Here is a 13,062-nt window from a genome sequence, read left to right as displayed (position 1 = left end):
CATGAAACCTACTTCCCACATAAAGCCTGCTCACCCCATCAATCCCGCCCCCCCCTCAGTCATGCAAACCCCTCGCCGCCGCAAGCAAGCCCTTAAACTTGGCATAGCGAGCCTGCAGCACCAGTTGCTGCGCCGGATCAGGTTGATACCGGGCCTTGACCGGCAGGCCCACCGCCAGCTGGGCGCCCTGCCCGATAGCCATGAACCCCAGCTTCGCTGCACCAATGCAGGCGCTCAGCTCACTGCCGTGCAGGGTGTAGATTTCCCGCTGGAGGATATTTGCCAGCAACTGCGCCCAATACACGCTGCGGGCGCCGCCGCCCACCAGGGCGCAGGCCGTCACGTCGGCGCCGGTCGACTGTACCGCGCGCAACGCGTCGAGCAGGCCGAAACCGACGCCTTCCATCACCGCATACCCAAGCATCGCCGGGGTGCAGTCATGGCCCAGGTTCATGAAACCACCGCGCAACAACGGATCGTTATGCGGGGTACGCTCGCCGGCGAGGTACGGCAGAAACAACGGCGTATCCAGTGCAACCGGTTGGCCGATCGGCAACTGCGCCTGCACCTGGTCCAACAGTGTCTGTTCATCGGCCAGGCCTACCAGCCGCGTGACCCAACGCAAACAACTGGCACCGGCGAGCATGGCGCCCATGGTGTACCAGCGGTTCGGCAGCGCGTGACAGAAGCTGTGCACTGCACTTGCCGGGTTGCCGGCGGCGTGGTCGGTGATCGCGACAATGGCCGCGCTGGTGCCGAGGGTGATGAAGCCATCCCCCGCATTGATCGCGCCGATACCGACGGCCGCCACCGGATTGTCACCGCCACCGCCGGCAATCACCACGTCGGGCGTCAGGCCCAAGCCGGCGGCGACCAGACGACCACTCGGTGCGCCGCCTTCGATCAACCGCGGCATCTGCGCGGGCGTCAGGCCGGTGGCGCGCAGCATCGGCTCGAACCACTCACGCTTGGCCACCTCCAGCCACAGGGTGCCGGCGGCGTCCGACATCTCGCTGACGCGCTCGCCAGTCAGGCGCAAACGCAGGTAATCCTTGGGCGACAGCACACAATCAATCGCCTGGAACACCTCGGGTTCGTGCCGTTCCAGCCACAGCAATTTGGGTGCGGTGAGCCCGGCCATGGGCAAGCTGCCGGTGGCGTCGGCAAACGCCATGCCGAGGTGTTCGGCCTCGGCCACGGCGCGCGAGTCATCCCAGAGGATCGCCGGATACAACACGCGGTCGTCATCCCCCAGCAACACGGCGCCATGCATCTGCCCCGACAGGCCGATACACGCCACGCGGGCATACGCTGGGTGGCGGCGCAATTGCTCCAGCACTTGCAGGCACGCCTGCCACCAGTCTTCAGGGGCTTGTTCGGACCAGCCACTGTGGCGCCGCGACACGCTCAAACGCACCCCTGCATGGGCCAGCACGGCGCCGCTTGCATCCATCAGGATGGCTTTGAGTTCCGAGGTGCCAAGGTCGATGCCGAGGGAAACAGGGGTGTTCATACGCGGGTATTCCAGTCAGAGACAGCCACATGAATTACGCAGTTGCAGGCTCGGCGCCAGGCGCACCGTTTCCGGCGGTGCCTGGGGCGAGGCCATGCGTTGCAGCAGCCGGTGCACCGCGCGCGCCCCGAGTTCCTGGACCGGCTGGGCGATCAGGGTCAGGCGCGGCACAAAAAAATCCGCCCAGTCAAAATCATCGAAGCCCACCAGGGCCATCTGCCCCGGCACCTCGACCTGCGCGTCACGCAGCGCGTGCATGGCGCCGAGGGTCATCAGGTTATTGCCGGCCATGATTGCGGTAGGCGGTACCGGCAAGGCCAGTAGTTGCGCGGTGGCCACGCGGGCCGGTTCACTGTTGGAGCCGCCGTTGACCAGCAGCTGCGGATCGAAATCCACACCCGCCGCCTGCAACGCCGCGCGGTAGCCGGCGACGCGTTCATCGGTGGTCCCCAGGCCCGCCCGCCCGGCGATAAAGCCGATGCGCCGGTGCCCATGTTCGATCAAATGCGTGATCAGCGCCTGGGTGGACAACGTGTTCTCGACCCCGACCTGGTCAAACTGCGGACTCATCATGCGGTCCACCAGCACGGTCGGCACCTCATTGGCCTGCAGGTAGTGGAGCGCCAACGAGCCGGTCGACGGGGCCAGCAAAATCCCGTCGACACGCCGGTGATGCAGCGCCGTGACCACCCGCAGCTCCTGCTCCGGGTCATCATGGGTGTCGACGAACAGCATCATGTAGCCGTGCCGGGCGCACTCGGTTTCAATCGCGTGCACGGTCTCGCTGAAGTAATGGTTGGACAGCGCCGAAATCGCCACGCCAATCGTGCTGGTACTCGAACGGGCCAGCGAGCGCGCCAGGGTGTTGGGGACATACCCCAGCTCCTGGATCGCACGCTGCACCGCCTGCACCGTTGCCGGGCTGACTTTGCGTGTGCCGTTCAATACGTGGGACACGGTCGACGACGACACCCCGGCCCTGCTTGCCACGTCATCCATGGTGACCACGACGCTGTTCCTCTCAATGAATCAATGTTTGCTCGACCAGCCGCTGTACGTGCCGACGTTGTCGCGGGTGATCAGTTTTGGCGTGAGCAGGGTAACCGCTTCGGCCGGGGCTTTGTCGTTGAGCAGGTCATTGCCGACATTCACCGCCGTCTGCGCCATGGCCCATGGGTCCTGGCTGGCGGAGGCCTGGATCTGCGAGTCGGTCTTCAGCGCGTTCTCGATATCCGGCGCGCCGTCCACCGAGGTAATGATGATACCGCTGCGCTTGAGCTGCTTGGCCGCCAGGTCGCTGCCGATGGCTTGCGGGTCGTTGATCGCGAACAGGCCGTCGATTTTCGGGAAGCGCGTCAGGTATCCCTGCATCGCGTTCAGCCCGCCTTCGCGCGAACCTTTGCCGTCCTGGTCGTCGGACAGCACCTTGATGTCCGGGGCCTTGGCCAGCGCGGCCTTGCAGCCTTTGACGCGGTCGGTCACGGCGGTCACTTGCGGGCCGTTCTGGATAATCACGTTGCCCTTGCCCGCGAGCTTGTCCACCAGGTATTGGCAGGCCAGCTTGCCCGCTTCGACGTTGTCGGTCTGCACCGTGGCGTTGACGCCCTTGGCGTCCACATCCACCGCCACCACGACGATGCCGGCATCTCGCGCTTTCTTGATCGCCGAAGCCATGGCCGACGGGTCGACGGCATTGATCAGGATCAGGTCGACCTTGGACGAGATGAAGTTGTCGATCTGCGAGAACTGCTTGCTCAAGTCATAGTCGGCCGACACCGAAGTGACCTTCACATTCGGGTTCAGCTCCTTGGCCCGCGCGCTGGCGCCATCGGCCAGGGTCACGAAATACGGGTTGCCCAGCGAGCCCATGCTGATGCCCAGGGCCTTGAGTTCGCGGGCTTCGACGGCTTGGGACATCAGCGCAGCCAAGGCCATGACGGGAAAGATGCGTTTAAGGTTCATGCGGGTCTCTCTTGTGATTGTTATGGGGGTGAACTCAGGTCCGTGCACCGGACTGGCGATAGCGATCCAGCGCGACCGCGCCGATGATCACGATGCCCTTGATGATGTATTGCCAGATATCCGACACCCCCAGCAGCACCAGGCCGTTGGTGAGGACCGCAATGATCAGCGCGCCGATCAAGGTGCCGCCGATAGTGCCGACGCCACCGGTAAAGCTGGTGCCACCGAGGATCACCGCGGCAATCGCATCCAGCTCATAGGATTGTCCGAGTTGCAGGCCATTGGCGGCGAACAGGCGCGAAGCACTCATCACCGCCCCCAGCCCGGCCAGCGCGCCGGACATGGCGTAGACGAACAGCAGCACCTTCCACACCTTGATCCCGGAAAGCCGTGCGGCTTCGGGGTTGCCGCCGACCGAATAGATCTGCACGCCCATCACCGTGCGGCGCAAGATGAACCACGACAGCGCCACCACCGCCACCGCAATGACCACCAGCCAGGGCACGCCGAGGATCGAGTCATTGCCGATAAACGCAAACGGCAGATCGGGGTTGAATACGGTTTTGTCATCGGCCAACAGCCGCGCCAGGCCACGCATCGCGGTGAGCGCGCCGAGGGTGACGATAAACGGCGGCAGGCGCATGAAGGCGATCAAGCCACCGTTGACCAGGCCCAGCAACAGGCCAAAACCGATGCCGGCGGCAATCCCGAACATGCCGAACTGCGGCGACATCGACGCTTGCAGCGCCACCACGGCCGAGGCTGCGAGGATCGCGCCTACCGACAGGTCGATACCTGCGGTCAGAATCACAAACGTCATGCCCGCCGCCAGCACCACGTTGACCGACGCCTGCTGGGTGATGATCGAAAGGTTCTGCACGGTCAGGAAGTTCTCGCTGGCCAGGGCAAAGCCCACCAGCAGCAGGATCAGCACCGGCAGCATGCCCACCGTGCGCATCAGTTCGCGGGCGCGCTCGGCCTTGCCGGGTGTTGCAATCATCGAATCAGCCATGGGCAACCACCTGATCGCCACCGGTGGCGAGGTCAATAATACGTTCCTGGGAAATGACGTGGCCGGAGGCCCCGCCGACTTCGGCCACCAACTGGCCTTCACGCATGATCAGCACGCGGTCGCAGGTACCGATGATTTCCGGCAGCTCGCTGGAAATCACCACGATGCCCACGCCCGCTTGCGCGAGTTGATTGATGATGCGGTAGATCTCTGACTTGGAGCCGATGTCCACGCCCCGGGTGGGCTCATCGAGAATCAGCACGTGCGGCTTGACCTCCAGCAGCCGCGCCAGCAAGACCTTCTGCTGGTTGCCGCCGGACAGCGCGCCGACATTGACCTTGCCCGATGCCACGCGAATCGACAGTGACTGGATCGCAGCCTTCGCGCGTTGCGCGGCGTGGCCACGGTCCAGCACGCCCCCGGCATGCGCGTCCGGCACGCAGGCGCAGACGTTGATGTTGTCGGCCACGCTCATGTCCAGGAACAGGCCCTGGGCCTTGCGGTCTTCGGTGAGGTAGACCACGCCGGCGCGAATCGCGTCCGCCGGGTTGCGCAACTGGGTGACGGTCTTGCCGACCACTTCGAGGGTCCCGGAGGTGCGCGGGTCGGCGGCGAAGATCAGCCGCGCCAGCTCGGTGCGCCCTGCCCCGACCAGCCCGGCGATGCCCAACACTTCGCCGGCGTGCAGGTCGAAACTGCAATGGCGCACACGCTTGCCATCGGCCATGTCACGTACGCGCATCACCACGTTGCCAGGGTTGTACGCCGCGTGCTCCTTCTTGTAGAAACCGGAGAGGTCGCGGCCGACCATCATCTTCACCAGGACCTCGGCCGACAGCGCGTCGCGGGTCAGTTCGCCGATGTACTGGCCGTCCCGCAGTACCGAGACGCGGTCCGACAGCTCGTAGATTTCGGCCATGCGGTGGCTGATATAGATGATTGCCAGGCCCTGGCTGCGCAGTTGCTTGATCAGCGCGAACAACCTGTCGGTCTCGCGGGATGACAGTGGCGTGGTCGGTTCGTCCATCACCAGGATCCTGGCGTGGGCGTGCAGCGCGCGGGCGATTTCCACCAACTGGCGCTCGGCAATCGACAGGCTGCTGACCGGGGTGGCCGGGGTGAACTCCGCGCCCAGGCGTTGCAACACTTCGCTGCAACCGGCCTGCATGCCCTTGCGGTCGATGGTCCAGCCACGCCGCAATTCACGGCCCAGGTAGATGTTCTCGGCCACGCTCAGGTTCGGGCACAGGCTCAGTTCCTGATAGATCACGGCGATGCCGAGGGCTTTGGCGGTGGCGGGTGTGAAGGTGGCGACAGGCTGGCCGGCGATGCGGATTTCGCCGCCGGAGTCGGCCTGGTAAGCGCCGGAAAGAATTTTCATCAACGTCGATTTGCCGGCGCCGTTCTCCCCCATCAAGGCGTGGATTTCGCCGGGGTAGACTTTCAGGCCGACATTCTTGAGCACGCGCAGACCGTTGAAGGTCTTGCTGATGCCCTGCATCTCAAGCAAGGGTTCAAGGCTCATGAATGAGCTCCTGCGTTTATTATTTTTGTAGTCGAGTGCTGCCGACTCTATGTCAGATACATTTGCTTACTCAAGCGCTTGCGTCGGCCATTTATCGGCTGGTGAAACGTTTAATCATGGCGATCTGCCAGAAACGCTCCAGCTCCGTGCAATTGAGGGAGAAAGTTTCACGCGAGGTGGTAGTCGTGCCAGTCCGGGAAAGCCTGGCCTGATCGGCTCGATGGGAGGCTGGTTGATCGGGAGCGGCTAAGGGAGGGGTTTGGCTGAGGGAAAACGTACGCTAGCCGACTGCTGACAGTTGGTCGCGCAGGCAGTCGATCAAGCCTTGATGGGTGGCGCTCAGGCGTTCCACACCACTGACCAGCGCCAGTTCCGAGGGCGGCACTGGCGGTAGTTCGGTGCAGATGCGGTGAGTCGGCAGCACCGCGCTCCTGGGCAGGATGCTCAGGCCCAACCCCGAGGTTACGGCGGCTTGAATCCCGGTCAGGCTGTGACTACCGAACGCCACGCGCCAACTGCGCCGGGCCTTGTCCAGCGTACGAATGGCCCGCTGGCGGTAGATGCAGCCCTGGGGGAACAATGCCAGGGGCAGCGTTTCGACCTGCAGGTCCTGGCCGTGTCCGCAGACCCACACCAAGGGCTCCGGCCAACTGGCGTGACACTCGCCGCTGCCGGCTTCGCGCTTGACCAGGGCGATGTCGATTTCTCCGTTCTCCAACTGACGGCGCAGATCGGTGCTCATGCCGCTGACTGTTTCCAGCCGCGCTTCAGGGCGCGCGCGCACAAAACCGGAGAGCATCGAGGCCATGCGCGTGGCGTCGAAATCCTCCGGCACGCCCAAGCGCACCGGTACCAGGCGGGCCTCGGTGTTCAACGCATCGCGGGCTTCACGGGACAGGTTCAACAGGCGTCGCGCGTACTGGGTGAGCAATTCGCCGTGCTCGGTGGCACTGACCTGCTGGCCGGAGCGATCACGCACCAGCAAGACCTGGCCGACGCTGTCTTCGAGCTTGCGAATCTGTTGGCTGACCGTGGATTGGGTGCGATGCACACGCTCGGCGGCGCGCGTGAAGCTGCCCTCGTCCACCACGCAGACCAAGGTATGCAGCAATTCGAGATCCAACATGCTGGCGCCCCTCATATCGACAATTCAACTGAGATGGAGAGGTTAATTTAATTTCCCACTGACCGCCAGGTTTCCTAAGCTGACCCGGTCACTCACTCTTTTCGACAGGTGCCCCATGCCACTTGAACATTCCCCGCGCCCGCTCTGGCTGACCTTTGACTGCTACGGCACGCTGATCCAGTGGGACGAAGGCCTGCGCGCCGCCATCGAGCGCATCCTTGCGGAAAAAGGCGCACATTCGGTCGACCCCGACACGCTGCTCAGCGTGTATGACCGCCACGAACATACCCTGGAGCAAACCCCACCGCATCGCAGCTTCCGCACCCTGGCGGGCTTGAGCCTGCAGCTGGCCTTCAAGGAACTGGGCCTGCCCGCCAATGCCAGCGACAGCGCGTTGCTCACCGACAGCATCAGTGCCATGCCACCGTTCCCCGAAGTGCCGGGAACGCTCCAGCAGCTCAAGGCGCTGGGCTACAAGCTGTGTATCGTCTCCAACACGGACGACGATGTGATTGCCGGCAACGTCGCGCAACTGGGTGGCCACATCGACCGCGTCATCACCGCCCAACAGGCCGGCGCCTACAAGCCCAATCGACGCTTGTTCGACTACGCGCACGAGCAGCTCGGCGTCGGCCTCGACCAAGTGGTGCATATCTGCGCCAGCCCGCACCTGGATCACGCCGCCGCACGGGACATCGGCTTTCGTTGTGTCTGGATCGACCGTGGCACCGGCCGCCAGTTGCTGGCCGACTACACGCCGGACGCCATCCTGCCGACCCTTGACGGCGTGCCCGGGCTGTTCAAGTCCCTGGGGTGGTGAGCCATGGCACATACCTTTACGCCCTCCTCCCTGGGCCCGCGTGCCGGGCGCTTCAACCTCGACAGCGTGGCTGCCATCGACGCGCGGGTGGAGTTGGCCGCGTGCCTGCAACTGGCGGCGCTGCACGGTATGGAAGAAGGTATCTGCAATCACTTTTCAGCGACGGTTCCGGGGCATGACGAGCTGTTCTTCGTCAACCCGTTCGGCTATGCCTTCGAAGAGATCACCGCGTCCCATCTGCTGGTGTGCGATTTCGCCGGCAATGTGATCGATGGCGAGGGCACGCCGGAAGCGACGGCCTTCTACATCCATGCGCAATTGCACCAGCAGCAGCCGCGCATCAAGGCCGCGTTCCACACGCACATGCCCAATGCCACTGCATTGTGCTTGTTGCAAGGCCCGCCGCTGTTGTGGCTGGGGCAGACCGCGCTGAAGTTCTATGGACGCACAGTGGTCGACGCGCACTACAACGGCCTGGCCCTGGACCACCGCGAGGGTCAACGCATCGCGGCGGCGCTGGGCGATGCCGATATCCTGTTCCTGAAAAACCACGGGGTGATGGTGGTCGCGCCGACGATCGCCGAAGCCTGGGATGACATCTACTACCTGGAGCGTGCCGCCGAAGTACAGCTCAAGGCCATGGCCAGTGGTCAACCGCTGAAGCCGATTGACCCCCAGGTGGCGCAGATGGCGTATGCGCAGATGCGCGAGGGCGACCCGGCGAGCGCGCGGGCGCACCTGGACAGTGCCATGCGCCGCCTGAAAAGGCGCGGCTCGCGCTTCGACCTCTGATCGCCTACGGGTCCAGCACGCCGCCGCTGTAGCTGTCGGACAAGCGCGTGCCGGTGAATTTGGCCACCACCGAGCCCTGGGCGACCAGGCGCTCACGGTGGCCGGTGACCATGCGTCCGCGCTGCGCCGCGTGCAGCAACACTTCGGAGCCAGGGTCGCCGGGACGCCCGATGATCCGTGCGAAGCGCTCGCCCTCTTCGACCCAATCGCCGAGGTATTTTTCGAACACCAGCACACCGGTACGTGGCGCGAGGATCGTCTCCATGCAGCCCATGTCCACCACCTCGCCCTGCCATTCGCCAATGGTCGCGACCGCATCGATCACGCCGCTGATGCACAGCCAGTTCCATAAGGCGTCGGCGTCCTGGCGCGCCAAGGCATCGCTGACATCGGCCTGCCCGCGCAACTCGAGGGTGGCGGCCAACTGCGGCGCGGCGTGGTTGATGATGGTTTCTTCGAAAGAGCCGTCGCCGCCGTCATCCCAGACGATCACCACGTCCACCTGCAACGCCGCCGCCAGCGCCAGGCCCTGTTCCGGCCAGAAGCTGCGGTGGATATAGAGGTACGGCAAGGCTTCATCGTCGGTATGCAGGTCCAGCACCAGGTCGGCGTCGGCGGCCAGTTGCACCAGGCTTTTCTGCCACTGCGCGAGGTTGCTGGCCGGGCGCTGCATGGCCAGCGAATGGTCGAAGGCGCGGTTGAAGTTCTGCCCGGTGGCCTCATGAAAACGCCCGAGTAATTTGCCTTGGCGAAACTGGCCGATGCCGAACGGGTTGGCCTGCGGCACCACGGTCACGCAGCCCCTGAGAAGGCCTTGGTCCTGACACGCCTGCAAGCGCGGCAGCAACTGGTGCAGCACCAGCATCCCGGCGATTTCATCGGCGTGCACGCCGGCCTGCAGATGCACGCGGGGGCCACTGCCGTCGCCTTCAAAGCGCCAGGCGCCGATGTGCAGCAGGTTGCCGGCATCACCGGGCACCTGCCACGAAAGGTCTTTTGCCATGCCTTGCCCTCCTCTGATCAATTAACCGCTAGAGATTGAACACATGTTCAACTAACCTGAGCCTTCTGGTCTTTCCTCAAGGGCATTGCCGTGACCACACCCCCTGCAAAATTGCGCCGTGCCGACCCTGACGAACGCCGCGACCTGCTGATTGCCGCCACCCTCACCTGCCTTGCCCGCGACGGCCACGCCGGGATTTCGGTGCGCCGGATTGCCGCCGAGGCCGGCGTGTCGGTGGGCTTGCTCAACCACCACTTCGGCAGCATTGACGCGCTGATCGCCGAGACCTACCACAAGCTGGCCAATGAGTTGACCAGCGCGCTGTGGGCACAGGTCGAACGGGTCGAAGGCGCCGCCGCGCGCCTGGATGCGTTCCTCAGCGCGTCGTTTTCGCCACGGGTCATGGACCCCGACCTGCTCGGCGTGTGGGTGGTGTTCTGGAGCCTGATCCGTCACTCGCCCCACGTGAACCAGTCCCACGAAAACAGCTACCGCGCCTACCTCGGACTGATCCAGCAACTGCTCGACGACCTGGCCCGCAGCGAGCAGCTGGTGATCCACGACAGCCACCTCGCCGCCATCGGCCTATCGGCGATGCTCGACGGACTCTGGCTCGAGGGGTGCCTCAACCCCGGCACCTTCAGCCCCGCCAACGGGCTGCACATCTGCCGCTGCTGGGTACAGGGGTTGCGTCACGGAGCATTCGGCGCCGACCACGTCCTGTGACACCGGGTGCCGTGCACTGAGCATGGCCAGGGTGCCGCTGACGGCGATCAACACTGCGCCGATGATCAGCGAGATATCCATCGAGGTGCCCCAGATCAGGCTCGACAACAGGAACGCCCAGATCAGCCCGGTGTATTCGAACGGTGCGAGCAGCGTCGCGGTCGCGCGGCGGAAGCTGGCAAACAGCAGAAACTGGCCGATACCGCCGACCAGCCCCGCCGCCAACATGCCCAGCCACGACGGCAACGGCGCGGGCGTGTGGGTCCAGGGCAAGGTCACGGCCATGCACACCACAAACACCACATTGGTGATCAGCATCTGCTCCAGCACCGAGGTGGTCGGGTCGACCTGGCGCAGCTGGATATAGGTAAACGCCCAGCACAGCGCGGCCGCCAGGGTCAGCGCGATCGGCAACGGGTCGAGCATGTTGCTCGGACGACACGCAATCACCACGCCGACAAAGCCGATCAGCAGCGAGATCCACTGGCCACGGCTGGCGCGCTCCTTGAGGATCAACGCCGCGAGCAACGTGACCATGATCGGCGCGGAGAAATACAACGTGGTCATTTCCGCCAGGGTCAGGTCCTTGGCGGCGGTGTAATACAGCAGCCAGGCGAGCAACGACAACAGCCCGCGGATGATCAGCAGCCGGCGGCTCACCGAAGTCCACGCCCGGCGCAACAAGCCCATGCGCCCGGCGACCACGCACGCCGCGACCACCACCAGGCTGCGCCAGAACAGAATGGTGAACACCGAATAATCGGCCACCAGCCATTTGATCACCGCGTCCTGCAGCGCCAGGAACGCATAGGCCAGTGAGCACAGGGCAATCCCCTGCAGCGAGCGATCCGGGCTCATCCGACTGACCTGCGCAGCGGCGTGCCACGGCGTTCGGCGATGGCATAGACGCCTTCGATGAGGAAGGTCAGGCACAGGTAAACCCCGGCCACCAACAGCAACGGCTGATAGATCTGCAAGGTTTGCGCACGCACTACGTTGGCCGCGCCGAGCAGGTCGACCACGGCGATGGTCGAGGCCAGCGCGGTGGACTTGAGCAGCATCACCGTTTCCCCGGCCAGGGTCGGCAGCAACAGGCGCATCGCGCGTGGCAGGCGCACCCGCAGCAGGGCCTGGCGCGGGGTCATGCCGAAGGCCGAGGCGGCTTCCATCTCGCCCTTGGGCACCGCCAGCAGGCCGCCGCGAATCACCTCACCCACATAGGCCCCCACCGACAGCACCAAGGCGAACACAATGTACCAATAGCCGTCGCGCAAGAACGGCCAGAGAAAGCTGCCCCGGATCATCGGGAACTGCGCGAACAAGCTGCCCAGCCCGTAGTAGAAAATGTAGATCTGGATCAGCAGCGGCGTGCCGCGCAGCACACTGGTGTAGGCCAATGCGGCACGTGCCAGCCATTTGCGCCGCGACAGGCGGGCCAACGCCACCCCCACCGCCAGGGCAAAGCCCAGCAGCGCTGAAATGACCAGCAGCGACAAGGTGGTCTGCAAGCCCTTGGCGATCAGTGCGGCGTAATAACTTATCCATTCAGGCATGGGCGGCTCACTCGACAACCGGCATCCAGCGACGAATACGTCGCTCCAGGCGCCCGGACAGGTAGTTGGAAGCCAGCGTCACCAGGTAATACAAGGCGGCGGCCGCGAGGTAGAACAACAGGTATTGCCGGGTCGAACCGGCCGCCTGCTTGGCGGTGTAGAGCAATTCGTTGGTGCCGACCACGCTGATCAAGGCGCTGTCCTTGATCAGGTTGATCCACAGGTTGGACATGCCGGCCAAGGCGTACGGCGCCATGATCGGCAAGGTCACCCGGCGAAACAGGCCAAACCCGCTCAAGCCAAAGGCCCGCGCCGCTTCGATCTGGCCATGGGGAATCGCCAGGATCGCCGCGCGAAAGATCTCCGACGCGTAGGCGCCCTGCACCAGCCCCAGCACCAGGATTGCCACCAGCGGACCGCTAATGTTCACCTGCGCAAACCCCAGCCACAGCATCAGCGCGTTCAGGCCCATGGACCCGGCGTAATACAGCAACAGGATCAGCAGCAGTTCCGGCACGGCACGAAACAGTGTGGTGTAGCCGCGCATCAGCAAGGCAATCGGCCGGGGTGCACTGAGCTTGGCGCAGGCCACCACCAGGCCGATCAACAGCCCTACCGCAAACGCGCCGGCGGAGATCTGCAGGGTCATCCACAAGCCCTTGAGCAGTGCATTGCCCCAGCCTTGATCGCTGAAGCTCAGGAGATCGAACATCGGCTTACTCCACGTTTAACGAGGGTTGTGTGATTGCCCTGGGGTGATGTGTGCTTGTGGCATGGGGGCTTGTCCTGTGGCTAGGTTTTTCTTGTGGTGAGAGGGCTTATCCATTGGCTTTGGTTTTCTTGTGGAGTGAGAGCTTAGCCAGTGGCATTGGTTTTTCCTGTGGAGTGAGGGCTTATCCAGAGGCCTTGGTTTTCCTGTGGAGGGAGAACTTATCCAGTGGCCTTGGTTTTCCTGTGGTGAGGGGGCTTGTCCCCCGTTGGGCTGCGTAGCGGCCCCAAGAAAAGCGGGAGCGCTGCGCACTCCAACGGG

At 64.2% G+C, this 13,062-nt stretch carries 12 protein-coding genes and 1 pseudogene; 3 read left to right on the top strand and 10 right to left on the bottom strand.

Translation table 11 applies throughout. The annotated features are described in order from the left end of the window. Positions 1–55: 55 nt before the first annotated feature. From xylB to QMX97_RS29075, 6 genes are all read right to left on the bottom strand, one after another. Complete coding sequence (gene xylB, locus QMX97_RS29100) at positions 56–1,513, bottom strand: xylulokinase (protein ID WP_282398048.1); 1,458 nt, start codon at positions 1,511–1,513, stop codon at positions 56–58. Between the two features lie 15 nt (positions 1,514–1,528). After that, on the bottom strand, positions 1,529–2,521 hold the full coding sequence (locus QMX97_RS29095; RefSeq protein WP_282398047.1) for a LacI family DNA-binding transcriptional regulator: 993 nt from the start codon (positions 2,519–2,521) through the stop codon (positions 1,529–1,531). 21 nt (positions 2,522–2,542) lie between these two features. Further along, entirely contained in the window at positions 2,543–3,475 is a 933-nt protein-coding gene (locus QMX97_RS29090; protein ID WP_065905204.1) for an ABC transporter substrate-binding protein, read from the bottom strand. Positions 3,476–3,509: 34 nt separating this feature from the next. Continuing rightward, positions 3,510–4,487 (bottom strand): ribose ABC transporter permease, encoded by a 978-nt coding sequence (locus QMX97_RS29085; protein WP_065905202.1) that lies wholly within the window; start codon positions 4,485–4,487, stop codon positions 3,510–3,512. Further along, positions 4,480–6,012 carry a sugar ABC transporter ATP-binding protein gene (locus QMX97_RS29080; RefSeq protein ID WP_282398046.1) on the bottom strand — a complete coding sequence of 511 codons (1,533 nt, stop codon included), beginning with the start codon at positions 6,010–6,012 and terminating at the stop codon, positions 4,480–4,482. The genes QMX97_RS29085 and QMX97_RS29080 overlap by 8 nt, the downstream gene beginning before the upstream one ends. A 280-nt stretch (positions 6,013–6,292) precedes the next feature. After that, positions 6,293–7,138 carry a LysR family transcriptional regulator gene (locus tag QMX97_RS29075; RefSeq protein WP_282398045.1) on the bottom strand — a complete coding sequence of 282 codons (846 nt, stop codon included), beginning with the start codon at positions 7,136–7,138 and terminating at the stop codon, positions 6,293–6,295. Between the two features lie 115 nt (positions 7,139–7,253). Between QMX97_RS29075 and QMX97_RS29070 the strand changes: the two genes are divergently transcribed. Next, positions 7,254–7,958, top strand: a complete 705-nt coding sequence (locus QMX97_RS29070; RefSeq protein WP_120448571.1) for a haloacid dehalogenase type II — start codon at positions 7,254–7,256, stop codon at positions 7,956–7,958. A 3-nt stretch (positions 7,959–7,961) separates the two neighbouring features. Beyond that, complete coding sequence (locus QMX97_RS29065) at positions 7,962–8,750, top strand: aldolase (protein WP_282398044.1); 789 nt, start codon at positions 7,962–7,964, stop codon at positions 8,748–8,750. Positions 8,751–8,754: 4 nt separating this feature from the next. Here the strand turns inward: QMX97_RS29065 and QMX97_RS29060 are convergent, their stop codons facing one another. Beyond that, complete coding sequence (locus tag QMX97_RS29060; RefSeq protein WP_201144399.1) at positions 8,755–9,753, bottom strand: succinylglutamate desuccinylase/aspartoacylase family protein; 999 nt, start codon at positions 9,751–9,753, stop codon at positions 8,755–8,757. 90 nt (positions 9,754–9,843) lie between these two features. Here QMX97_RS29060 and QMX97_RS29055 point away from each other — a divergent pair. Then, positions 9,844–10,383 (top strand): annotated as a pseudogene (locus tag QMX97_RS29055) (TetR family transcriptional regulator C-terminal domain-containing protein); the annotation flags it as partial. Here QMX97_RS29055 and QMX97_RS29050 read toward each other — a convergent pair. The 3 genes from QMX97_RS29050 to QMX97_RS29040 are packed head-to-tail and all read right to left on the bottom strand — an operon-like array spanning position 10,339 to position 12,744. After that, the gene (locus tag QMX97_RS29050; RefSeq protein ID WP_282398043.1) at positions 10,339–11,337 is read right to left on the bottom strand and encodes a DMT family transporter; all 999 of its coding nucleotides are present in this window, start codon (positions 11,335–11,337) and stop codon (positions 10,339–10,341) included. The pseudogene QMX97_RS29055 and the gene QMX97_RS29050 overlap by 45 nt on opposite strands. Continuing rightward, entirely contained in the window at positions 11,334–12,032 is a 699-nt protein-coding gene (locus tag QMX97_RS29045) for an ABC transporter permease subunit (RefSeq protein ID WP_201144395.1), read from the bottom strand. Before QMX97_RS29045 ends, QMX97_RS29050 begins: the two co-directional genes overlap by 4 nt. A 7-nt stretch (positions 12,033–12,039) precedes the next feature. Next, the gene (locus QMX97_RS29040) at positions 12,040–12,744 is read right to left on the bottom strand and encodes an ABC transporter permease subunit (RefSeq protein WP_065905185.1); all 705 of its coding nucleotides are present in this window, start codon (positions 12,742–12,744) and stop codon (positions 12,040–12,042) included. Between the last annotated feature and the right edge of the window lie 318 nt (positions 12,745–13,062).

This window comes from Pseudomonas sp. PS01298, from assembly GCF_029959745.1.
Taxonomy (GTDB): Bacteria; Pseudomonadota; Gammaproteobacteria; order Pseudomonadales; family Pseudomonadaceae; genus Aquipseudomonas; species Aquipseudomonas aylmerensis.
The sequence above is the reverse complement of the archived record's forward strand: the minus strand, read 5'-3'. Positions and strand labels throughout refer to the sequence as shown.